Source organism: Kitasatospora sp. NBC_00240 (genome assembly GCF_026342405.1).
Taxonomy (GTDB): domain Bacteria; phylum Actinomycetota; class Actinomycetes; order Streptomycetales; family Streptomycetaceae; genus Kitasatospora.
Genome location: NZ_JAPEMU010000001.1, coordinates 6,889,063 through 6,911,282, shown reverse-complemented (window position 1 = coordinate 6,911,282; position 22,220 = coordinate 6,889,063). Strand labels below are relative to the sequence as shown.

Genomic DNA, 22,220 nt, shown 5'->3' with positions numbered 1-22,220 from the left:
CTTTCGGGGAACGGGATTCGCGGCCCGTTCCTTCACATTCCCCATGCTCGCACACCACGCGGGTGTGGTCATCGCCCGATCCGCGCGAAGCACCCACCCGGGGCGCCCCCGATTGCCAGGATGGGTGCCATGATCCTGCGCCAGGTGCAAGACAGTGCCGCCGACGCCGAGGCCGTGCGGCAGATCGCCCACGCGGCCTTCCAGGACCTGGCCGTCCGTACGGGCGGCGGTGAGCGGTCGCAGGGCCCCGAGGCCCAGGCGCGCACCGTCCAGCAGCTCGCCCGGACCAGACATCTGGCCCGGACCGACCCGCAGGGGTGCTGGATCGCCGAGCACGGCGGCGAGGCGGTGGGCGCGGCCCTGTCGATGCGCCGTGAGGGGGTGTGGATCCTGGCCCTGTTCGCGGTGCTGCCGGCCGCCCAGGGGCAGGGTGTGGGGCAGCTGCTGCTGGAGCGGGCGGCGGCGCACGGCCGGGGCTGCCTGCGCGGGCTGCTCTGCGCCTCGCCGTCCCCCGCCGCGGCCCGGCGCTACCGGCGGGCGGGGTTCACCCTGCACCCGGCGATGACGCTGACCGGCCGGGTGGACCGGGACGGCCTGCTGGACCCGGGCGACATCCCGGTGCACCCGGGCGGGCCCGTGCACCGGCATCTGCTGGACTCGGTGGACCGCGGCGCCCGGGGGGCGGCGCACGGCCCGGACCACGACTTCATGCTCGCCCACTACGACGAGCTGCTGGTCGCGGACACCCTGGCGGGCAGCGGCTACTGCTACCGGGACGGCGGCGCGGTCAAGCTGCTGGCCGCGACGTCCAAGCGGATCGCCACCCGTCTGCTGCGCGAGGCGCTGGCCCGGGTGCCGGAGGGTACGGAGGCCGGTGTGGAGTTCCTCACCGCCGAGCAGGAGTGGGCCGTGGACGTGGGGCTGGAGGTCGGCCTCTCGCTGGGGACGCGGGGCTACCTGGCGGTCCGGGGCATGCGCCCGCCCGCGCCGTACATCCCCAGCGGCGGCTTTCTCTGACTCCGGCCGGACGCCGGCGCCCGTGAGCCCGTGGGCCCGGAGGTTCACGGGCTCACGGGCTCACGGGCTCAGCCACCGGCTCACGCCATGGTGTCGAGGATCTCCTGGACCATCTCCATGGTGGTGCCCGGGTGCAGGAAGGCGAACCGGGCCACCGTCTCGCCGTCCCAGCCGGTGGGGGTGACGAAGCCGATCTGGTCCGCGAGCAGCTGCTGCGACCAGCGGTAGTAGTCGTCGTTGGTCCAGCCCTTGCGGCGGAAGCAGACGGCGGACAGCTGCGGGTCGTGCAGCAGCTCCAGGTGCTCGGTGTCGCGGATCACCCGGGCGCTCTCCCGGGCGAGGCGCAGGCCCTCCTCGATCGCGTCGGTGTACGCGTCGGTGCCGTGCACGGCGAGCGAGAACCAGAGCGGCAGGCCGCGGGCGCGCCGGGTGAGGTGGTAGGCGTAGTCGGTGGGGTTCCACTCGTCGCCCTCGGTGTGCAGGACGTCCAGGTAGGAGGCGTCCTGCGTGTGCACGGCGCGGGCGAGCTGCGGGTTGCGGTAGATCAGCGCGGCGCAGTCGAACGGAGCGAACAGCCACTTGTGCGGGTCGACCACGAAGGAGTCGGCGTGCTCGATGCCGTTGTAGCGCTCGCGGACGGAGGGGGCGAACAGCCCGGCCCCGCCGTACGCGCCGTCGACGTGGAACCAGAGGCCGCGCTCGCGGGTGACCTCGGACAGGCCCTGGAGGTCGTCGACGATGCCCTCGTTGGTGGTGCCGGCCGTACCGACCACCGCGATCACCGTTTCCGGGTTCGGGTCGGCGGCCAGCGCGGCGCGCAGCGCCTCGCCGGTGAAGCGGCGGTCCACGGTCGGGACGACGAACGCCTCGACACCGATGATGTTGAAGGTGTTCTTGACCGAGGAGTGCACCTGGTCGGCGACGGCGATCCGCAGGGTGGCCTCCCGGCCCACACCGAGCTTGCGGCGGGCGGTGTCGCGGGCGACGACCAACGCGGAGAGGTTGCCGGCCGAGCCGCCGGAGACGAAGGTGCCGCCGGCCGACTCGGGCAGGCCGGCCCGGTCCGCGATCAGGCGCAGCACCTGGTTCTCGGCGGCGATCGCGCCGGCCGCCTCCAGCCAGGAGATGCCCTGCAGGGAGGCGCAGGAGACGACCATGTCGAAGAGCAGCGCGGCCTTGGTGGGGGCGCACGGGATGAACGAGAGGTAGCGCGGGCTGTCGGCGGAGATCACCGCGCGGGAGAGCTCGTGGTCGTACAGCTTGAGCACGTCGGCGGGGTTGTTGCCGGTGGCGTTGAGGACGCCGGCCAGCCGGGCCCGCAGGTGGTCGCCGTCGCCGGGGTGGTCGAGCGGCACCGGGTCGTACTGCAGCCGCTCGCGCATGTAGTCGAATACCAGGTCGACCAGCTCACTGTCGGGCCGGTGCATGCGGTGGGGGGCTGCGGACACGGGTGTCCCTCTCGGCTCTGGGGGGGTCGGGGAGGCGGGCCGCGCGGCCGGTGAGGGCGGGGCGGACCGGCATGATCAGCCTAGGCAGCGAGGCGGTCCGCACGCGCGTCGGAACCCGGCTGCTGGGGCAGCTTTCGGGCGTGTTCGGGCGGCCCCGCGCAGGTTTCCTGCGTGGGGCCGGTGAGGCGGGCGGTGCGGTGGGTGAACGGCCCGGCGGGCGGTGGGTCACCGGCCCGGCGGGCGGCGGCCCGGTGAGAGGGGCGCGGGCCCGGCGTTCAGCCGATCAGGCGGGACAGGACCACCGAGCTGCGGCTGCGCTGCACACCCGGCTCCTTGCGGATCCGCTCGATCACGGCCTCCAGGTGCCCGGTGTCGGAGGCCCGCAGGTGGACCAGCGCGTCGGGGTCGCCGGTGACCGTCCAGGCGGCGACCACCTCGGGGAACTGGCGCAGGCTGGCGAGGATCTCCTCGGGCGCGGTCCGCTCCCGGCAGTACACCTCGACGAAGGCCTCGGTCTGCCAGCCGAGCAACGCCGGGTCCAGCACGACGGTGAAGCCGCGGACCACGCCGCGCGCCCGCAGCCGGTCGATCCGGCGGCGCACGGCGGTCGCGGAGAGGTTCACCAGCAGCCCGATCTCGGCGTACGAGGCGCGGCCGTCGCGGCCCAGCTGGGCGAGCACGAGCCGGTCGGTCTCGTCCAGGGAGGCTCCGCCCGGCTCCGGCGGTCGGCTCGTGCTCATCGGTGCGGGGCTCCCGGTCGTGCGGCGTACTGGGCGGTGATCCGCGGAAACGGTTCACCGCCCATTCTGGGGGATCGGGCCGGTCAGTCCACCAGGAGCACGATCTTGCCCCTGGTCCGGCCCTCCGCGTTCAGCGCCTGGGCCGAGGCGGCCTGGGCGAGCGGGAAGGTCGAGGCGACGGTGACGGTGAGCCGGCCCTCGTCGGCGAGCCGGGCGAGCGCGGTGAGGTCGGCGGTGTCAGGGCGGCCCCAGACGTAGTGGCCGCCGCGGGCGGCCACGCCGTAGTCGGCGACGGAGGCGATCCGGGCCGGGTCGGCGACCAGGGCGGCGGAGATCGCGACGGCGTCGCCGCCGACCAGGTCCAGGGCGGCGTCGACCCCGTCGGGGGCCAGGGCCCGGACCCGGTCGGCCAGGCCGTCGCCGTGCGCCACCGGTTCGGCGCCGAGTTCCCGCAGGTAGTCGTGGTTGCGTGGGCCGGCGGTGCCGATCACCCGGGCGCCGTGCGCCGTGGCGATCTGGACGGCGAGGTGGCCGACCCCGCCGGCCGCCGCGTGCACCAGCACGGTCTCGCCGGCCTTGACCCGTAGCGCCTTGACCAGGCTCTGGTAGGCGGTGAGGCCGGCCAGCGGGAGGCCGCCGGCCTGCGCCCAGTCGAGCGCGGCGGGCTTGCGGGCCAGGGTGCGGACGGGGGCGGCGACCAGTTCGGCGTAGGTACCGTGCTCGACGGCGTCCTTGCGGACGTAGCCGATCACCTCGTCACCGGGCGCGAACTCGGTGACCGCCCCGCCGACGGCCCGGACCACCCCGGCCACGTCCCAGCCCGGGATCAGCGGGAAGTGCACGTCGAAGGCGCCGTCGAGAAGCCCCTCGCGGATCTTCCGGTCGACCGGGTTCACCCCGGCCGCCCGCACCTGGACGAGCACCGAGTCCGGCCCCACCTTGGGATCGGGGAGGTCGGTGTACTCGACGACCTCGGGGCCGCCGTACTGCCTGATCGCGATTGCCTTCATCCCGCCAGCCAACCTCAGGAGCCCCATGAACACCTTCCGACACACGCCGGGAAGACTCCGCCTGGTCGAGCGGTTCTGATCACATCGACAGGGCGGCCATCGTCAATCTGACGCTAACCGGGTTATGATAGATAACGTCAGATAGACGAAAAGGCCGCTTCGACAAAACCCGGCCGGCACAGGAGGGCACCCGCCCGTGACCACCACCACTGAGACCTACGGCGTCGACCCCACCCCGACGCCGCTCGCCCTGCTGTTGCTCGGCCGCGAGGCCGACCCCAACAGCGAGCGCGGCGTCGAGTGCCCCGGGGACCTGCCCGCCGCCTCCGACCCCGACCTCGTCGAGCGGGCCCGCGCCGCCAAGGCCGCCCTCGGCGACCGCGTCTTCATCCTCGGCCACCACTACCAGCGTGACGAGGTCATCGAGTTCGCGGACGTCACCGGCGACTCGTTCAAGCTGGCCAGGGACGCCGCCGCCCGCCCGGAGGCCGAGTACATCGTGTTCTGCGGCGTGCACTTCATGGCGGAGTCCGCGGACATCCTGACCGGCCCGGCGCAGCAGGTCATCCTCCCGGACCTCGCGGCCGGCTGTTCGATGGCCGACATGGCCACCGCCGAGCAGGTCGCCGAGTGCTGGGACGTGCTCACCGACGCCGGCGTGGCGGACGTCACCGTGCCCGTCTCGTACATGAACTCCTCGGCCGACATCAAGGCCTTCACCGGCAAGCACGGCGGCACCATCTGCACCTCCTCCAACGCCGAGCGCGCGCTGGAGTGGGCCTTCGAGCAGGGCCAGAAGGTGCTCTTCCTGCCGGACCAGCACCTGGGCCGCAACACCGCCGTCCGCGAGATGGGCCTGTCGCTGGACGACTGCGTGCTCTACAACCCGCACAAGCCGAACGGCGGGCTGACCGACCAGCAGCTGCGCGACGCCAAGATGATCCTCTGGCGCGGCCACTGCTCGGTGCACGGCCGGTTCTCGCTGGACTCGGTGAACGACGTCCGCGCCCGGATCCCCGGCGTGACCGTGCTGGTGCACCCCGAGTGCAAGCACGAGGTGGTCTCGGCCGCCGACATGGTCGGCTCGACCGAGTACATCATCAAGGCGCTGGACGCCGCCGAGCCGGGCTCCAAGTGGGCCATCGGCACCGAGCTGAACCTCGTCCGCCGGCTCGCCAAGGCGCACCCGGACAAGGAGGTCGTCTTCCTGGACCGGGCGGTCTGCTTCTGCTCGACCATGAACCGGATCGACCTGCCGCACCTGGTGTGGGCCCTGGAGTCGCTGGTCGAGGGCCGGGTGCCGAACGTGATCACCGTCGACCCGGAGACCGAGAAGTACGCCAAGGCCGCGCTCGACCGGATGCTGGCCCTGCCGTAGCCGGCGGCGGGCCCCGCGGTCGCGGACATGTGTGAGGGCGGGCACCCCCCGGGGGGTGCCCGCCCTCACACATGTCCGTCCGCCTCCGGCCGCCCGCTCAGCACGGGCCCCCGGACCGGGCCGGACCTAGCCGTACTCGGGAATGCCCGGGATCAGCCCGTCGCCCTCGGCCCGCAGCAGCTGCCGGACCTCCTCGATGGTCGCCTCGGCGTCGGGGAGGATCAGGTCGGAGGGCTCCAGCGAATCGTCCGGCAGCGGGCTGCCGAACTGCTTCACCGCCGCCAGCAGACCGTCCAGCGCGGACCTGAAGTGCTCCTCGTCCCCCGACTCCAGCGCACGCAGCAGATCGTCGTCCAGCTCGTTGAGCCGGTTCAGGTGGTCGTCGGCCACCTGGAACTGCCCTTCCCCCATGACCCTCATGATCATGCCGCTGCGTCTCCCTGCTGTCGTGGCCGAAGCCGTAGGAGTGGGATCACTTGTTGTAGTTGATCGTCCCCGGGGTGTCCTGCTTGTCCTGCGTACCGGGCTTGCCCTGCTCGATGGCCGGTTGCGCGGCCGCGGGGCCGCCGGTGAGCTCGGCCTTCATCCGGGCCAGCTCCAGCTCGACGTCGGAGCCGCCGGCCACCCGCTCCAGCTCGGCCTCGATGTCGTCCTTGCGGCCGAGGCCGCTGGCGTCGTCGAGCGCACCGGAGGCCAGCAGCTCGTCGATCGCACCCGCGCGGGCCTGCATCTGGGCCGTCTTGTCCTCGGCCCGCTGGATCGCCAGGCCCACGTCGCCCATCTCCTCCGAGATCCCGGAGAAGGACTCCGCGATCCGGGTCTGCGCCTGGGCGGCGGTGTAGGTGGCCTTGATGGTCTCCTTCTTCGTCCGGAAGGCGTCCACCTTGGCCTGCAGCCGCTGGGAGGCGAGCGTGAGCTTCTCCTCCTCGGCCTGGAGCTGCTGGTACTGCGTCTCCAGGTCGGTGATCTGCGACTGCATGTTGGCCTTGCGGGTCAGGGCCTCGCGCGCGAGGTCCTCCCGGCCGAGCGAGAGCGCCTTGCGCCCCTGGTCCTCGTACTTCGCGGACTGCTGCTGCAGCTGGGTCAGCTGAAGCTCCAGACGCTTGCGCGAGGTGGCCACGTCGGCCACGCCCCTGCGCACCTTCTGCAGCAGTTCGAGCTGCTTCTGGTACGAGTAGTCGAGCGTTTCACGCGGATCTTCTGCACGGTCCAGGGCCTTGTTGGCCTTGGACTTGAAGATCAGCCCCATACGCTTCATGATTCCGTCGCTCATGGGCCTCGGGTGCCCCCTTCTCCGGCCTGCGGTCTCAGTCTCGTTACCAGACACGACGAGTGTATGTGCAGCGAGGCGATCGCCGCAGTGCACCTGCCTGCAACAAGACTGCTACAGCCACGGGTGCCGATGCCTCATCCCGGGGGTGGAAACCGACCCCGATTTCATGATCCGGCAGGGGGAGGGAACCCCGTACTGGGCGCGCCGGGCCGGGGCCCGAAAACCTCGGAACCTGGTCGGATTCTTGATCGATATCTGTTTGGGTCCGACGGCACGGGAAGAAGCGTCCGAGCACCACGTACGCTGGGGGTGTGTTCCGACGCCGTTCAGACGATGCCACTGCCTCCGCCGCCGTGCTGGAGAAGCAGAGCGATACGAGCCAGGCCCGCGACCCGCAGGCGAAGAAGGGCCGGCCCACGCCCAAGCGCAGTGACGCCGAGGCCAACCGGCGCACCCGGGTGACCGTCCCCAAGGACCGTAAGGAGGCCGCCCGGCAGTCCCGCGAGCGGATGCGCTCCGAGCGGGAGAAGCAGCGCACCGCGCTGCTGGAGGGTGACGAGCGCTACCTGCCCGCCCGTGACAAGGGCGCGGTGCGCAAGTTCGTCCGCGACTACGTGGACGCCCGCTGGTCGCTCGCCGAGTTCTTCCTGCCCGCCGCCGTGGTCATCCTGATCCTCAGCGTGGTGCGGGTGCCGGCCCTGCAGCTCCTGTCCACCCTGCTCTTCCTCGCCTTCTTCGTCCTGGTCATCCTGGACTTCGCCCGCCTGGGCCTCGGCCTGCGCAAGCAGCTCGGCGAGCGCTTCGCCGGGCAGAACACCCGGGGCGCGGTCGCGTACGGCCTGATGCGCATCCTGCAGATGCGCCGGCTGCGACTGCCCAAGCCCCAGGTCAAGCGCGGGGCCAGGCCCTGACCGCCGAGCCGGTGAACTCGGGCTGGGCCCCTCCCACCTGGGAGGGGCCCGGCCTGTACGCGTTGCCGGGCCAGGGCGGCGGGGGCCACGACCGGCTCCCCTCGCGCAGCGGCTCGTTCGCCGGCGCCGGCCCGTCGGCCGAGCGCCAGGGCGGACTGCGCAACCTGGTCCGCCAGGAGATGGTGGCCAGGCAGCTGGCCGAGCAGCTCGCCGGACGCACCGGCCAGCGCGTCCTGGACGTCGGCTGCGGCCAGGGCGTCCAGGCGCTGCGGCTCGCCAGGGCCGGCCACTTCGTCACCGGCATCGACTCGGACCAGGCCGCCCTCGGCCTCGCCCAGGCGGCACTCGCCGAGGAGCCCGCGGAGGTCCGCGGCCGGGTCCAGCTGCTCAGCGGGGACGGCCACCAGTGCGGCCGCTGGTTCGGCGCCCGCAGCTTCGACGTGGTGCTCTGCCACGGCGTCCTGATGTACCTGCCCGACCCGGACCCGATGATCGCCTCGCTGGCCCGGCTGCTGGCCCCCGGCGGCGTGCTCTCGCTGCTGGCCCGCAACCGCGACGCGCTGGCCATGCGCCCCGGCGCGGCCGGTGACTGGCGCGCCGCCCTGCACGCCTTCGAGAGCGACCGCTACTACAACCGGCTCGGGCTCACCGCCCGCGCCGACCGGCTCGCCGACCTGGCCGTCACCCTCGCCGAGGTCTCGGTGCCGCTGAAGCACTGGTACGGCGTGCGGGTCTTCACCGACAACACCGCCGACGACTCCGCGCCGCCGGTGGACGGCCGCCGCCTCGCCCAGCTGCTGGAGGCCGAGGAACGCGCCGGCAAGACCGACCCCTACCGGCAGATAGCCGGACTGCTGCACGTGGTGGGCGCGAAGTAGCGAGCCGGGCCGGCCCTGCGCCGCACGCCGGCCCGCTCGTCAGCCTGTACGCCGTCCCGGCGCTCTCCCCGGGCGGACAGGTCCGGCAGGTCCGGGCGGGTGCCCGGACCTGCCGGACCGGGCAGTCCCTCGTGCAGGCTCAGCCCCTCTTGCAGGCTCAGCCCTCTCGCAGGCTCAGGCCTCGTGCAGGCTCATCGAGTAGATGACACGGTCGTCGTCGAGCAGCACGGCCTTGTCGACGCCGTCCTCGACCAGCTGCTTCCAGCTCTCGCCGATCCAGGACTCCGCGTCGCCCTGACCCGGGAACTCCTCCTGGCCACCCGCGGGGGTCACCAGGGTTCCGTCCGCCTTCTCGTACCGCCACGTCCAGACCATGCCCGGCTCCTCCCGCTGACGACTGGTTGGTCGTACCGCTCTGTCCTGCCGCACTGTCGTGCCGCCGCTGTGTTGTGCTGCGCACATTAGCCTGCCCGCCGCGATCATCCCTACGCCTCGTCCGGCAGGATGGACGCCATGGCACTCCCCCGCACCCTGATCCTCGGCGGCGCCCGTTCGGGCAAGTCCACCCGGGCCGAGCAGCTGCTCGCCGGGTTCGACGACGTCCTCTACGTGGCGACCGGCGGCACCCGGGACGGCGACCCGGAGTGGGCCCGGCGGGTCGACCTGCACCGCGAGCGGCGCCCGGCGAGCTGGCGGACGGCGGAGACCTGCGACCTCGATGATGTGCTGCGGGACGCCGCCGACCCCGCGCCGGTACTGATCGACTGCCTGGCGCTCTGGCTGACCACCGTGATGGACGAGTGCGACGCCTGGGACGACGCGGCCTGGGACGACGGCGGCGAACGGGCGGTCGGACTGCGCTGCGCGGCACTGGCGGAAGCCTGGGGCACGACGGACCGTCAGGTGATCGCGGTGAGCAACGAGGTCGGAATGGGCGTCGTCCCCGCGACGGCCGCCGGGCGACGCTTCCGGGACACCCTCGGCCGGCTGAACATGGCCGTGGCCGACGCCTCGGAGCGGGTGCTGCTGGTGGTGGCGGGACAGGTGGTGACGGTGAAGCCCGCCGCCTGACAGGCCAGCCACCTCATCGCGCCCCACGCCGTGTAGCCTTCCCAGCGATGGACACGACCGTGGATCTGGATACGTTCTCCTCGCTCGTCGAGCGCCCCGACGAGAGCGCCCGCCGGGCCGCCGACGAGCGCTGGCAGGCGCTCGACCGGCCGCGCGGCGGCCTCGGCCAGCTGGAGGAGCTGGGCAGCTGGCTGGCCTCCGTACAGGGGCACTCCCCCGTGCGGCCGCTGTCGGCGCCCAAGGTGCTGCTGTTCGCCGGCGACCACGGGGTCGCCTCGCTGGGCGTCTCCGAGCTGCCCGCCGACGGCGGGACGGCCCAGCGGGTACGCGCCGTCCTCGACGGCACGGCGCCGGTCGCGGTGCTCGCGCGGCGCTTCGGCGCCCGGGTACGCGTGGTCGACGTGGCGGTGGACGCCGACCCGGACGACTTCCCCGAAGAGGTGACCCGCCACCGGGTGCGGCGCGGCTCCGGCCGGATCGACGTCGAGGACGCGCTCACCGCCGAGGAGGCCGCCCGGGCCTTCCGCGCCGGCATGGCGGTCGCCGACGAGGAGGCCGACGCCGGGACGGACCTGGTGGTGCTCGGCGACCTCGGGGTCGGCTCGACCACCGTCGCCGCCGTACTGGTCGGCGCCCTCTGCGGGACGGACGCCGCGGCGGTCACCGGGCGCGGCTCCGGCATCGACGACCGGGTCTGGATGGTCAAGTGCGCCACCGTCCGCGACTCGCTGCGGCGGGCCCGGCCGGTCCTGGGCGACCAGCTGGCCCTGCTGGCGGCCACCGGCGGCGCCGACTTCGCCGCCATCACCGGCTTCCTGCTGCAGGCCGCGGTACGCCGGCTGCCGGTGGTGCTGGACGGTGTGGTCTCCGCCTCCTGCGCGCTGGTGGCGCAGCGGATCGCGTTCCGGGCTCCCGAGTGGTGGCGGGCCGGGCAGTCGACCGGCGAGCCCGCCCAGGCGAAGGCCTACGACCGGCTGACGCTGATCCCGCTGCAGGAACAGAAGATCACCATGGGCGAGGGCGTCGGCGCGCTGATGTCGCTGCCGCTGCTGCAGGCGGCGGCGGACACGCTGGCCGAGGAGACCGTGCTCCCCGGCCTGCCCGAGGCGCCCGTGGTGCCGCGGGTGCAGCCCAAGCTGCCCTCGGCGGCGGATCTGCTCGGCCGGGTCTGAGGCCGTGCCGCAGGAGCCGGGGACCGGCGTGCCCGCGGCCGGTGCGGCCGACTCCGGCGCTTCCGGCCCTGACCCTGCCGGCCCGGACGATTCCCGCCCGGGCATTTCCGGCCCGGACGCTTCCGGCTCCGGTGCGCCCGGGGCCGGTGCTCCGCCCGCGAGCCGGCTGCGGTTCGAGGGGCTGAGGTTCGCCTTCGGCACGCTGTCCGTGCTGCGGGTGCGGGTCGAACGCTGGGACCGGCCGACCGCGGGGCGCGCGATGCTCTGCGCCCCGGTGGTCGGGATCGTGCTCGGGATTCTCGCCGCCGTACCGGCCGCCCTGGTGGCCTGGCGGGCGGGCGGACTGCTCGGCGCGGTCGCGGCGGTCGCGGCGCTCGCCGCCCTGACCCGGGGCCTGCACCTGGACGGCCTCGCCGACGTCGCGGACGGCCTCGGCAGCGGCAAGCCGGCCGAGGACGCGCTGCGGATCATGAAGCAGTCCGACATCGGACCCTTCGGCGTGCTCACCCTGCTGCTCGCCCTGCTCGCCCAGATCGCCGCCCTTGCCGGCCAGTTCGAGCACTCCCCGCTGCGCGGCGCGCTCTCCGTGCTCGCCTGCGCCGTCACCGCGCGCTGCGCGCTCGCCTGGGGCTGCCTGCGCTCGGTGCCGGCCGCCCGGCCGGGCGGCCTCGGCGCGATGGTCGCGAGCACCGTGGCGCCCGCCGCGGCGCTCGCCGTCTCGGCCGCCGCCGCCCTGCTGCTCGCCCTGGCCGGCCTCACCGACGGCTGGTCCGCCCTGCGGCTCCCGCTCGCCCTCGTCGCCGGTCTGCTCGGCGCCCGGCTCCTGCTCCGCCGCTGCGTCCGCCGCTTCGACGGCATCACCGGCGACGTCCTGGGCGCGACGGCGGAGACCGCCGCCACCTGCTGCCTGCTCACGCTGGCCCTGGCGGGCTGACGAGAGACCCGTGCCCCGGCCGGATCGCGGTGATCGCGCCGGCAGGGCCGCCCCCCTCAAGATCGTGGCCCGGCCCCAGGACACCGCCGAGACGGAGACCGCCCCCATGTCCCGGCTCCCGCCGCTGCCGACCAAGGAGCAGTACGACGACCTGCGCGCGTTCCTGACTCCCCGTCAGCGCAGCCTCTGGAACCGCGCTCCGGTGGCGGATCCGGACATCGAGAGCATGATCTGGACCTGGGACCGGTTCGCCAGGCGCTACTCGAACCTGGTGTTCACCGCCCTCCGGGCCGGTGATCTCCAGGCGGCGGCCCAGGCCTGGGCCGTGATCGGCGACCTGCTCTGCGCCTGGCCGGCGGAAGAACTGCCGCCTTCGCTCAGGGAGTTCGTCGCCCAGGCGGGCCGGGCCTCGGACGACCCCTGGAAGTCCGAGCCCGGCGGTCCCGCACTGTGGGGCAAGTGACTGCCCTGTAGGCCTCCAAGCCCCCTGCGGCGGGCCGAGACTGTCCAACGGAAGGGTCACCGACACCCGGCTGCCGGGATTGAGCCGCAGATCGAGGCCCACGGTCGCGGCGACCAGCTGACGTCCGGTCAATTTCACGACACCGGGCCAGTGCTGCGGCAGGTACCGAGGAGACGTGCAGGCCTCCAGCACGTCTCGGCCTTCGGTTCCCGGGAGCACGTACAACGGCGCTCCGCCCGGTTGGGCGAACAGCAGCAGCTCGGCATCGAGCAGGGCGACCACGAGATACGGCACCAGAAGGATGCTCCGCCGGAACTCGGCCAGCAGGACGGCCGGGTGGCCGGCCTGCGCGTGGAGCATCCTCAGGTGGTGCGTCAGTCCCGCGTTGCTCATCTCTCCCCGTCGAGCCACGTCGCGGGCGAACCCGCGCGCCCGAGCGACGTCGGAACGGAGGCCCCCGTTCCCTGCGGGCCGGGGACGGGCGGCGGACCGGGGAGCGCCGGGGCCGCGGGCCGGTGGGAGCCCTGCCGTGCGGTGACCGGTCAGGGCCGGTACCGGGGGCGGCGTGATCCCAGCATGCGGACTACCATGCGGGGAGCACCGTAGCCCTGCAACGTCGCGGGAACTGCCCGGCCGCTCTTCACCGAGGAGCCGGGACCTCTGGTGTGTGCGGTCGCCGGAGGCGGCGCACGCGCCAGGGGTCCCGGAGCCGGAGCCGGCCGGGCAGGTCCTCCCGCGACCCGGGGGTACGCCGGTGCGGCATCACCGCCGCACCCGGCCGTGGACGCGAAAGAACAGGACGCAAATACGTGACTGCATTGTCTGTGAGCACCTCCTCCGCCGCATCGCTGCGTGCGGACGCCCTGGTGGTCGGTGTGGCGAAGGGCGCGAAGGGCATCGTGGTGGCACCCGGTGCCGAGGCCGTGATCGAGGCGTTCGAGGGCAAGCTGGCCGAGGTCCTCACCACCCTGGGCGCCACCGGTGGCGAGGGCGAGGCCGTGAAGGTCCCCTCCCCCGCCGGCCTGAAGGCCCCGCTCGTGCTCGCGGTCGGCCTCGGCGACGCCGAGCAGGGCTTCTCCGAGGAGGCGCTGCGCCGCGCGGCCGGTGTCGCGGCGCGGACCCTCGCCGGTACCAAGAAGGTCGCGCTGGCGCTGCCGGCCGAGTCGGCCGAGGACGCGGGCGCGATCGCGCTGGGCGCCCTGCTCGGGTCCTACTCGTACGGCACCTACAAGAGCAACGGCGCCGGCAAGGAGCCGGTCGGCGAGCTGGTCGTGCTGACCAGCCGCAAGGGCAGCAAGGACGCCAAGGCGGCGGTCGAGCGCGCCACCGCGGTCGGCGAGGAGATGAACCGCGCCCGCGACCTGATCAACATGGCGCCGAACGACCTCAACCCGAAGGCCTTCGCGACGATCGCGCAGGCCGCCGGCAAGGAGCACGGCCTCAAGGTCGAGGTGCTGGACGAGAAGGCGCTCGCCAAGGGCGGCTTCGGCGGCATCCTCGGCGTGGGCGTCGGTTCGACGAACCCGCCGCGGCTGGTGAAGGTGGCCTACACCCACCCGAAGGCCAAGGCGACGCTCGCCTTCATCGGCAAGGGCATCACCTACGACTCGGGCGGCATCTCGCTGAAGCCGGCCGGCCACAACGAGACCATGAAGTGCGACATGTCGGGCGCGGCGGCGGTCTTCGCGGCCGTGGTCGCGGCCAAGCGCCTGGGTCTGGCCGTCAACATCACCGGCTGGCTGGCGCTGGCGGAGAACATGCCGTCCGGTTCGGCCACCCGCCCCGGCGACGTGCTGCGGATGTACGGCGGCAAGACCGTCGAGGTGCTGAACACCGACGCCGAGGGCCGGCTGGTGCTGGCGGACGCGATCGTGCGGGCCGGCGAGGAGAACCCGGACGTGATCGTCGACGTGGCGACGCTGACCGGTGCGATGGTGCTGGCCCTGGGCACCCGCATCTTCGGCGTGATGTCCAACAGCGACGAGCTGCGCGAGACCCTGCACGCGACGGCGCAGGAGGCCGGCGAGCAGTCCTGGCCGATGCCGCTGCCGGTCGAGCTGCGCAAGGGCATGACCGAGTCGACCATCGCCGACCTGGCCAACATGGGCGAGCGGATGGGCGGCGGCCTGGTGGCCGGTCTCTTCCTGAAGGAGTTCGTCGCCGAGGGCATCGACTGGGCGCACCTGGACATCGCGGGCCCGGCCTTCCACGAGGGCGCGCCGTACGGCTACACCCCCAAGGGCGGCACGGCGAGCGCGGTGCGCACGCTGCTCCGCTTCGCCGAGCGGACGGCCGCGGGCGACAAGGCCTGACGTTCCGCCCCGAACGGTTCCAGCCGCTCCCGGTCGCCGGGGGCGGGCCGGCCCGGCGCCCTTCAACGGGCGCCGGGCCTTTTTCATTCCATTTTCCGGTTACCTGGCGGTAATAAGACCTGGCGCCCCCCGCACCCCTGTTCGCTGCGGGCGAAACTTTGTTCCACAAGGTGGAACTCCCCGCGCCCACGGCCCCGGACAGGCCGGCTCACCGCCCTGGCACGACCCCTGTGAGCTGCGGCGATACCCTGACGTACGGGACGTTCGACCCCCCGCTACGGGGTGCCCGGATACCCTCGGGGCAGGCCGGGACATCAGCTGCCACGAACAAGTGCGAAGATGTATTTTCGGCACGACTGGGCGCCTTACAAAGGCTTCCCGACCCACCGGACCGCGACCGGCCCGGCGATCCGCACCCCTTTGCATGGAGGACGTGACGTGGCGAACGACGCCAGCACCGTTTTCGACGTTGTCATTCTCGGAGGCGGAAGCGGCGGTTACGCCGCGGCGCTCCGCGCCGCTCAGCTGGGCCTGAGTGTGGCCCTGATCGAGAAGGGCGAGCTGGGCGGCACCTGCCTGCACCGTGGTTGCATCCCGACCAAGGCTCTCCTGCACGCGGCCGAGGTCGCGGACGAGACCCGCGAGGCGGCGGACTTCGGTGTCCTCGCCACCTTCCAGGGCATCGACATCAAGGGCGTCCACAAGTACAAGGACGACGTCGTCTCCGGCCTGTACAAGGGCCTGCAGGGCCTGGTCGCCTCCCGCAAGGTCCACTACATCACCGGTGAGGGCAAGCTCTCCTCGCAGACCTCGGTGGACGTGAACGGCCAGCGCGTCGAGGGCCGCCACATCGTCCTCGCCACCGGCTCCGTGCCGAAGTCGCTGCCGGGCCTGACCATCGACGGCGACCGGGTGATCTCCTCGGACCACGCCCTCAAGCTCGACCGCATCCCGAAGTCGGCCGTGATCCTGGGCGGCGGCGTCATCGGCGTCGAGTTCGCGTCCGTCTGGAAGTCCTTCGGCGTCGACGTCACCATCGTCGAGGCCCTGCCGCACCTGGCCCCGCTGGAGGACGAGAACTCCTCCAAGCTGCTGGAGCGCGCCTTCCGCAAGCGCGGCATCAAGTTCGAGCTCAAGGCCCGCTTCTCGGGTGTCGAGTACACCGCCGACGGTGTGCGCGTCTCCACCGAGAACGGCAAGCAGATCGACGCCGACCTGCTGCTCGTCGCCATCGGCCGCGGCCCGGTCTCGGCCGGCCTCGGCTACGAGGAGAACGGCGTCGCCACCGACCGCGGCTACGTCCTGGTCGACGAGTACATGCGTACCAACGTGCCCACCATCTCGGCCGTCGGCGACCTCGTCCCGACCCTGCAGCTGGCCCACGTCGGCTTCGCCGAGGGCATTCTCGTCGCCGAGCGCCTGGCCGGCCTCAAGGCCGTGCCGATCGACTACGACGGTGTGCCGCGTGTGACGTACTGCAACCCCGAGGTCGCGTCGGTGGGCATCACCGAGGCCAAGGCCGTGGAGCTGTACGGCAAGGACAAGGTCGTCACGCTCAAGTACAACCTGGCCGGCAACGGCAAGAGCAAGATCCTCAAGACCGCCGGCGAGATCAAGCTCGTCCAGGTCAAGGACGGCGCCGTGGTCGGCGTCCACATGGTCGGCGCCCGCATGGGCGAGCAGGTCGGCGAAGCCCAGCTCATCTACAACTGGGAGGCGCTGCCGGCCGAGGTCGCGCAGCTCATCCACGCGCACCCGTCGCAGTCCGAGGCCCTCGGCGAGGCGCACCTGGCGCTGGCCGGCAAGCCGCTGCACGCGCACGACTGATCGCGCGCCCCGCTTACTTCCCCCATCCCGTACGCAAGACTTGATAGGAGTCGCTGAAACCATGGCGGTCTCAGTAACACTGCCCGCGCTGGGCGAGAGCGTTTCCGAGGGCACTGTCACCCGCTGGCTGAAGGCCGAGGGTGAGCGCGTCGAGGTCGACGAGCCGCTGCTCGAGGTCTCGACCGACAAGGTCGACACCGAGATCCCGTCGCCGGTCTCCGGCATCCTCGCCGCCATCAAGGTCGCCGAGGACGAGACGGTCGAGGTCGGCACCGAGCTGGCCGTCATCGACGACGGCTCGGGCGCCCCGGTCGCCGCTGCCGCGCCGGTCGCCGAGGCGGCCCCGGCCGCACCGGCCCCCGTCGCCGAGGCTCCGGCCGCCGCTCCCGCCCCGGTGGCCGAGGCCCCGGCTGCCGCGCCGGCCGCCGCCGCCCCGGCCGGCGACGCCACCCCGGTGCTGCTCCCCGCCCTGGGCGAGAGCGTCTCCGAGGGCACCGTCACCCGCTGGCTGAAGGCCGAGGGCGACACCGTCGAGGTCGACGAGCCGCTGCTCGAGGTCTCCACGGACAAGGTCGACACCGAGATCCCCTCGCCGGTCGCCGGCGTGCTGGTGAAGATCCTGGTGGGCGAGGACGAGAGCGCCGAGGTCGGCGCCCAGCTCGCGCTGATCGGTGTCGCGGGCGCGGTCGCCGCCGCCCCGGCGCCCGTCGCCGCCCCGGCCCCCGTCGCCGCCCCCGCCCCGGTCGCCGCCCCGGCCGCCCCGGCCCCGGTCGCCGCCCCGGCGCCCGCTCCGGTCGCCGCCGCCCCGGCCCCGGTTGCCGCTCCGGCCCCGGTCGCCGCTCCCGCTCCGGTGGCTCCGGCCGCTCCGGCTCCGGTGGCCGCCCCGGCCCCCGTCGCCGCCCCGGCCGCGCCCGCCGCCGACAGCTCCGACGCCTACGTCACCCCGCTGGTGCGCAAGCTCGCCGCCGAGCAGGGTGTCGCGTTGGGCTCCGTCACCGGTACCGGTGTCGGCGGCCGGATCCGCAAGCAGGACGTCATCGCCGCCGCCGAGGCCGCGAAGGTGGTGGCCGCTCCGGCGCCCGTCGCCGCCGCGCCGAAGGCCGCCGCCGCGCCGTCCCCGCTGCGCGGCCAGACCGTGCCGATGACCCGGGTGCGCAAGGCCATCGCCAAGCACATGGTCGACTCGCTCAAGGTGTCGGCCCAGCTGACCACCGTGGTCGAGGTGGACGTCACCCGCATCATGCAGCTGCGCAACAAGGCGAAGAACGGCTTCCTGCAGCGCGAGGGCGTCAAGCTCTCCCCGCTGCCGTTCTTCATCAAGGCCGCCACCGAGGCGCTCAAGGTCCACCCGGTCCTGAACGCCAAGGTCAACGCGGACGACACCATCACGTACCACGACGTCGAGAACATCGGCGTGGCGGTGGACACCGACAAGGGCCTGTTCGTCCCGGTGATCCACGGCGCGGGTGACTTCAACATCGCCGGCATCGCGAAGAAGGTGGCCGACCTGGCGACCCGCACCCGCGACGGCGGCCTGAAGCCGGACGAGCTGGCGGGCGGCACCTTCACGGTGACCAACACCGGTTCGCGCGGCGCGCTGTTCGACACCCCGATCCTCAACCAGCCGCAGGTCGGCATGCTGGGCATCGGCGCCACCGTGCGCCGCCCGGTCGTGATCAACCACCCGGACCTGGGCGAGACGATCGCCGTCCGCGACATGGTCTACCTGGCCCTGTCGTACGACCACCGGATCGTGGACGGCGCCGACGCCGCCCGCTACCTGGGCACCGTCAAGGCCCGTCTGGAAGAGGGCGCCTTCGAGGGCGACCTCGGCCTGTAGGGCCGTCAGCGGGCCGCGCCCGCTGCCGGGACCCCCGCTCCGTCCGAGGACGGAGCGGGGGTTTCCGCGTTTCACGGCGACTTCGCATGCGTTTGCACGAGTGACCAGGGATGCTGGAGCGGTGATGTACGAGACGGACTTCTGGCAGATCATCGACGAGACCCGGGACGCCGCCGAAGGCGACCCGGACGAGCAGGCCGACCGGCTGGTGGAGCGGCTCGCACAGCTGACGCCGGACGATGTCATCGACTTCGCCCGGCTCTTCGAGGCGCGCTTCCAGCGCGCCTACCGGACCGACCTGTGGGGCGCCGCCCACCTGCTGCTGGAGGGCGCCTCGGAGGACGCCTTCGACTACTTCCGCTGCTGGCTGATCGGCCAGGGCCGGGAGGTCTTCGAGGGCGCTCTGCAGGAGCCCGACGACCTGGCGGAGCTGGTGCCGGACTTCGACGAGGAGGAGGACGGCGACGCCGAGGACATCGGCTACGCCGCCGACGAGGCGTACGAGCAGCTGACCGGGCTGCCGCTGCCCGACCTCGGGCTGGACCAGCCGGCCGGGCCGCAGGGCGCGCCGCTGGACTTCACCGACACCGAGGCGATGGCGAAACGCTTCCCCCAGCTCTGGGAGCGCTTCGGGGAGTAGGCCGGGCCCGGGGCATACCCCGTTCCCGGCCGCTCCGTGGGGCCGGCCGGTCAGACGCCGCTGCCGGTGCCGTCCTGCTTGATGCCCTTGAGGATCTGGTCGAGGGCGGAGGGGTCCGGCGCCTTCGGGTCCTCGTCCACCCCGCCGTTGAGGACGACGAAGCCGCCGCCCTCGGCCGGGACGGCCGCCAGCAGCACGTAGCCGGTCGTCCCGTCGCTCGTGCGGACGTGCCAGCGGACCGCGTAGCCGGCGACGCCCGCCACCGTGGTCGCCGCGGAACCGGCGTCGGTGTGCGAGGACAGGCCGGAGAAGATCGCCTGGGCGTAGGCGGGGATCGCCGCCTCGGCCGCCGCCCGGGCGGTGGAGCCCTCGACGGGATCGGTCTTGATCGAGAACTGGCCCCGGACGCAGTCCCCGCCGCCCGGGCAGGTGTACGGGCCGCTGGTCAGCGAGACGGTGGCGGTGCTGCCGGGGGTGCCGGCCACCCACCCCGTCAGCACCGGGACGGTGATGGCGTGCTGGGCGTCGGGCACGGTACCGGTCACCGCCACCGGTGCGGTGCTGCGCGGCGAGGCCGAGGGGCTGGGGCGCCGGCTGGGCGAGCTGGTGGCGCTCTCGGAGGGGCCGTCGGGGAGGGTCGGCAGCGCGAAGGTCGGGGTGGGCCTGGGCTTCGGGTCGTCGCCGCTGTTCAGGGCCACGCCCGCGGCGATGCCGCCGGCCACCAGGACGGCCACCACGACACCGATGACCAGACCGTTGCCGCTCCTGCGCGGGGTGGCCGGGCCGGGGTACCCGGTACCGGGCGGGTAGCCGGGCAGGCCGGGTCCGCCCGGCTGGGCGCCGCCGGCCGGGTAGCCGGCCTGGTAGCCCGGGCCGGGTTGCGGCGGGTACCCGTAGCCCTGGCCGGGCTGCGCGGCGGGCCCGTAACCGGGCGGCGCGGCGGGCGCACCCCACCCCGGGGCGGGCTGCGGCGCGTCCGGTGCCGCGCTCTGCCAGGCCTGGGTCGGAGCATCGGCGATCTGCCCGCCGGCGGGCGGGCCGCCGGCGGCCGGGCGGACGTCGCTGCTCCAGGCGGTGCCGTCCCACCAGCGCTCGTGGGTGGCCGCGCCGTCCGGCCCTGTGCCCGGTACGGGGTACCAACCGGGAGGCGTCGAGTTGCTCACCGCCGTACCGTACCCGTCGCGGACCGCTCCCAGACAGGTCCTGCCGGTGACAGTCCGGTCCGGGTTGTCACGGTTCGGCCACTGCGCCCGGCGGGGCCGCCGCAGGGCTCGGCCCGGGGCCGTCCGGCCAACGACCCGACTGCCCGTCCGGCCAACCACCCGACCGCCCGACCGGCCAACCACCCGACCACCCGACCGGCCAACCACCCGACCACCCGACCACCCGACCGCCCGACCGCCCGACCGCCGAGCTGGCCGGGCCCACCGGCGCGGGGTCACCCCCCGTCAGTCCTGGCCGTCGAGCCGCCGGGCCATCCAGATGTCGTCCACGTACCGGCCGTCCAGCAGGAACTCCTCGCTGAGCGAGCCCTCGACCCGGAAGCCGCAGCGTTCGTAGAGCCGGCGGGCGGGCTCGTTGTGGCCGAGGACCCGGAGGGTGATCCGGCGGGCGCCCTCGGCCCGGGCGGCGGCGCAGGCGGCCTCGACCAGGGCCCGGCCGACGCCGCGGCCGCGGACCGAGCCGTCGACGGCGAGGCCCTGGATCTGCCGGACGTGCCGGTTGCTGGCCAGCGGGGTGGGGGGCACCTGGCGGACGTAGCCCACCAGCCGGCCGCCGAGCAGGGCCAGCAGGTACTGCTCCGGCGGGTGCCGCTCGTCGAAGACGCCGCTGTCCTCGGCGGGTCTGGGGGCGACGTCGCTCAGCCACGACCAGGCGGCGCGGTTGAGGTCGGCCAGGTCCCGTTCGTCCTCCGGGCGGGCCGATCGGATGATCAGATCGTCGTCTCGCATGGGCGCCATGCTAGCCAGCCTCGCTCCCCGGATCGGACGAACCGAGCTGCGAGGATGGGCCCATGCGCATCGCTGTCACCGGTTCGACCGGCTTCCTCGGGTCCGCACTCGTCCGCTCGCTGCTGGCCGACGGCCACCAGGTGGTCCGGCTGGTCCGGCACCGCAGCCGGACCGGACCGCAGGCCGACGGCACCACCGCGATCGGCTGGAACCCGCTGCGGATGGAGATCGACCGGGCCGGGCTGGCCGGGGTCGAGGCCGTGGTGCACCTGGCCGGCGCCGGGGTCGGCGACCACCGCTGGACCGACTCCTACAAGCGGGAGATCAGGGAGAGCCGGGTGCTCGGCACCGAGACCCTGGCCGCCGCGCTCGCCGCCGCCGACACCCCGCCCCGGGTGCTGGTCAGCGCCTCGGCGGTCGGCTACTACGGCCAGACCGGCGACCGGGTGATCGACGAGCTCTCACCGGCCGGGGAGGACTTCCTGGCCGAGGTCTGCGTGGAGTGGGAGGCCGCGGCCCGGCCCGCCGCCGACGCCGGGATCCGGGTCGTGCACCCGCGGACCGGGCTGGTGCTGGCCACCGGCGGCGGCGCCGGCGCCCGGCTGTTCCCGCTGTTCAAACTGGGGCTCGGCGGCCGGCTCGGGTCCGGCGACCAGTACTGGAGCTTCATCTCGCTGGCCGACGAGATCGCCGCACTGCGCTTCCTGATCGACCGCAAGGACATCGACGGGCCGGTCAACCTGACCGCGCCCCGGCCGGTGACCAACCGTGAGCTGACGGCGGCGGTCGGGCGGGTGCTCGGCCGGCCGACGCCGTTCCCCGTCCCGGAGGCGGTGCTGAAGACCGTCCTCGGCGAGCTCGCGGTCGAGGTGGCCGGGAGCCACCGGGTGCTCCCCACCCGGCTGACCGAGGCCGGCTTCCGGTTCCGGCACCCGGACGTCGAATCGGCGGTGCGGGCCGCCCTGTAGGGGCCTCCGAGGCCGTACGGGACACCGCAGGGCCGCCGCGGCCGGGTCCCCGTGGGCGGCTCCGGGGCGCCCCCGCCCGGCGCGCAGCGGGGCTCGACGGGCGATGCGGCCGGTACGGCCTCGCGGGGGCCGTGGAGGCCGCCTGAGGGGCCTGTGGCGCCGTCAGTGCGGTTGGGTGGCCCGGGGAGCCCGCGACGGGGCGGGCGGGCGCCCTCGGGGGCGAGGACGGCGGAAACCGGAGCAGGGGGCGCACGGGAGCACGCGAGAGGCGCGCCGTCCACGACAGGTCACCGTGCGCGCCCGCAGGCCCGCCAACCGGGCAGCCCGGCGCACACTCCGTGACCATGCCCCGGCCCGTGCCACCGAATCCCGCCGCGGCCACGGAT

Annotated in this window: 20 protein-coding genes and 1 pseudogene; 13 read left to right on the top strand and 8 right to left on the bottom strand. The window is 73.7% G+C overall.

The annotated features are described in order from the left end of the window. Nucleotides 1–129 precede the first annotated feature (129 nt). Nucleotides 130–1,017, top strand: a complete 888-nt coding sequence (locus tag OG689_RS29575) for a GNAT family N-acetyltransferase (protein WP_266323908.1) — start codon at nucleotides 130–132, stop codon at nucleotides 1,015–1,017. A gap of 80 nt (nucleotides 1,018–1,097) precedes the next feature. Here OG689_RS29575 and OG689_RS29570 read toward each other — a convergent pair whose 3' ends face one another. The 3 genes from OG689_RS29570 to OG689_RS29560 form a co-directional block, all read right to left on the bottom strand. Next, on the bottom strand, nucleotides 1,098–2,465 hold the full coding sequence (locus OG689_RS29570; RefSeq protein ID WP_266323907.1) for a pyridoxal-dependent decarboxylase: 1,368 nt from the start codon (nucleotides 2,463–2,465) through the stop codon (nucleotides 1,098–1,100). A gap of 275 nt (nucleotides 2,466–2,740) precedes the next feature. After that, the gene (locus tag OG689_RS29565) at nucleotides 2,741–3,205 is read right to left on the bottom strand and encodes an Lrp/AsnC family transcriptional regulator (RefSeq protein ID WP_073923264.1); all 465 of its coding nucleotides are present in this window, start codon (nucleotides 3,203–3,205) and stop codon (nucleotides 2,741–2,743) included. 83 nt (nucleotides 3,206–3,288) lie between these two features. Beyond that, nucleotides 3,289–4,215 carry an NADP-dependent oxidoreductase gene (locus tag OG689_RS29560; RefSeq protein WP_266323906.1) on the bottom strand — a complete coding sequence of 309 codons (927 nt, stop codon included), beginning with the start codon at nucleotides 4,213–4,215 and terminating at the stop codon, nucleotides 3,289–3,291. A 196-nt stretch (nucleotides 4,216–4,411) separates the two neighbouring features. On the opposite strand from OG689_RS29560, the gene nadA reads away from it, so the two are divergent. Beyond that, entirely contained in the window at nucleotides 4,412–5,593 is a 1,182-nt protein-coding gene (gene nadA, locus OG689_RS29555) for a quinolinate synthase NadA (RefSeq protein ID WP_266323905.1), read from the top strand. A 126-nt stretch (nucleotides 5,594–5,719) separates the two neighbouring features. On the opposite strand, the gene OG689_RS29550 is transcribed toward nadA, so the two are convergent. Together OG689_RS29550 and OG689_RS29545 are read right to left on the bottom strand one after the other, a co-directional pair. Continuing rightward, a complete protein-coding gene (locus tag OG689_RS29550; protein WP_266323904.1) occupies nucleotides 5,720–6,019 on the bottom strand; it encodes a hypothetical protein in 300 nt (99 codons plus the stop codon). 46 nt (nucleotides 6,020–6,065) lie between these two features. After that, on the bottom strand, nucleotides 6,066–6,866 hold the full coding sequence (locus OG689_RS29545; RefSeq protein ID WP_190214897.1) for a PspA/IM30 family protein: 801 nt from the start codon (nucleotides 6,864–6,866) through the stop codon (nucleotides 6,066–6,068). 311 nt (nucleotides 6,867–7,177) lie between these two features. Between OG689_RS29545 and OG689_RS29540 the strand changes: the two genes are divergently transcribed. Then, nucleotides 7,178–7,777, top strand: a complete 600-nt coding sequence (locus OG689_RS29540; protein ID WP_266323903.1) for a DUF3043 domain-containing protein — start codon at nucleotides 7,178–7,180, stop codon at nucleotides 7,775–7,777. A 179-nt stretch (nucleotides 7,778–7,956) separates the two neighbouring features. Continuing rightward, nucleotides 7,957–8,655, top strand: a complete 699-nt coding sequence (locus OG689_RS29535) for a methyltransferase domain-containing protein (RefSeq protein ID WP_266327503.1) — start codon at nucleotides 7,957–7,959, stop codon at nucleotides 8,653–8,655. Between the two features lie 174 nt (nucleotides 8,656–8,829). On the opposite strand, the gene OG689_RS29530 is transcribed toward OG689_RS29535, so the two are convergent. Continuing rightward, nucleotides 8,830–9,030 carry a hypothetical protein gene (locus OG689_RS29530; RefSeq protein WP_266323901.1) on the bottom strand — a complete coding sequence of 67 codons (201 nt, stop codon included), beginning with the start codon at nucleotides 9,028–9,030 and terminating at the stop codon, nucleotides 8,830–8,832. Nucleotides 9,031–9,174: 144 nt separating this feature from the next. On the opposite strand from OG689_RS29530, the pseudogene cobU reads away from it, so the two are divergent. From cobU to OG689_RS29490, 8 genes and pseudogenes are all read left to right on the top strand, one after another. Continuing rightward, a pseudogene (cobU, locus tag OG689_RS29525) lies at nucleotides 9,175–9,726 on the top strand (bifunctional adenosylcobinamide kinase/adenosylcobinamide-phosphate guanylyltransferase); the annotation flags it as partial. Between the two features lie 47 nt (nucleotides 9,727–9,773). Further along, nucleotides 9,774–10,898, top strand: a complete 1,125-nt coding sequence (locus OG689_RS29520; RefSeq protein ID WP_266323900.1) for a nicotinate-nucleotide--dimethylbenzimidazole phosphoribosyltransferase — start codon at nucleotides 9,774–9,776, stop codon at nucleotides 10,896–10,898. Between the two features lie 166 nt (nucleotides 10,899–11,064). Beyond that, a complete protein-coding gene (locus OG689_RS29515; RefSeq protein ID WP_266327501.1) occupies nucleotides 11,065–11,832 on the top strand; it encodes an adenosylcobinamide-GDP ribazoletransferase in 768 nt (255 codons plus the stop codon). Between the two features lie 64 nt (nucleotides 11,833–11,896). After that, entirely contained in the window at nucleotides 11,897–12,295 is a 399-nt protein-coding gene (locus OG689_RS29510; protein ID WP_266323899.1) for a hypothetical protein, read from the top strand. A gap of 809 nt (nucleotides 12,296–13,104) precedes the next feature. Next, the gene (locus OG689_RS29505; RefSeq protein WP_266323898.1) at nucleotides 13,105–14,607 is read left to right on the top strand and encodes a leucyl aminopeptidase; all 1,503 of its coding nucleotides are present in this window, start codon (nucleotides 13,105–13,107) and stop codon (nucleotides 14,605–14,607) included. Nucleotides 14,608–15,045: 438 nt separating this feature from the next. After that, on the top strand, nucleotides 15,046–16,434 hold the full coding sequence (gene lpdA, locus OG689_RS29500; RefSeq protein WP_191293676.1) for a dihydrolipoyl dehydrogenase: 1,389 nt from the start codon (nucleotides 15,046–15,048) through the stop codon (nucleotides 16,432–16,434). A gap of 61 nt (nucleotides 16,435–16,495) precedes the next feature. Continuing rightward, entirely contained in the window at nucleotides 16,496–18,274 is a 1,779-nt protein-coding gene (sucB, locus tag OG689_RS29495; RefSeq protein ID WP_266323897.1) for a 2-oxoglutarate dehydrogenase, E2 component, dihydrolipoamide succinyltransferase, read from the top strand. A 124-nt stretch (nucleotides 18,275–18,398) separates the two neighbouring features. Next, a complete protein-coding gene (locus tag OG689_RS29490) occupies nucleotides 18,399–18,914 on the top strand; it encodes a DUF4240 domain-containing protein (protein ID WP_266327499.1) in 516 nt (171 codons plus the stop codon). 50 nt (nucleotides 18,915–18,964) lie between these two features. Here the strand turns inward: OG689_RS29490 and OG689_RS29485 are convergent, their stop codons facing one another. Next, a complete protein-coding gene (locus OG689_RS29485; RefSeq protein ID WP_266323896.1) occupies nucleotides 18,965–20,077 on the bottom strand; it encodes a DUF2510 domain-containing protein in 1,113 nt (370 codons plus the stop codon). A 285-nt stretch (nucleotides 20,078–20,362) separates the two neighbouring features. Further along, nucleotides 20,363–20,875, bottom strand: a complete 513-nt coding sequence (locus OG689_RS29480; protein ID WP_266323895.1) for a GNAT family N-acetyltransferase — start codon at nucleotides 20,873–20,875, stop codon at nucleotides 20,363–20,365. Between the two features lie 53 nt (nucleotides 20,876–20,928). Between OG689_RS29480 and OG689_RS29475 the strand changes: the two genes are divergently transcribed. After that, nucleotides 20,929–21,834 carry a TIGR01777 family oxidoreductase gene (locus tag OG689_RS29475; protein WP_266323894.1) on the top strand — a complete coding sequence of 302 codons (906 nt, stop codon included), beginning with the start codon at nucleotides 20,929–20,931 and terminating at the stop codon, nucleotides 21,832–21,834. Nucleotides 21,835–22,220: the final 386 nt, after the last annotated feature.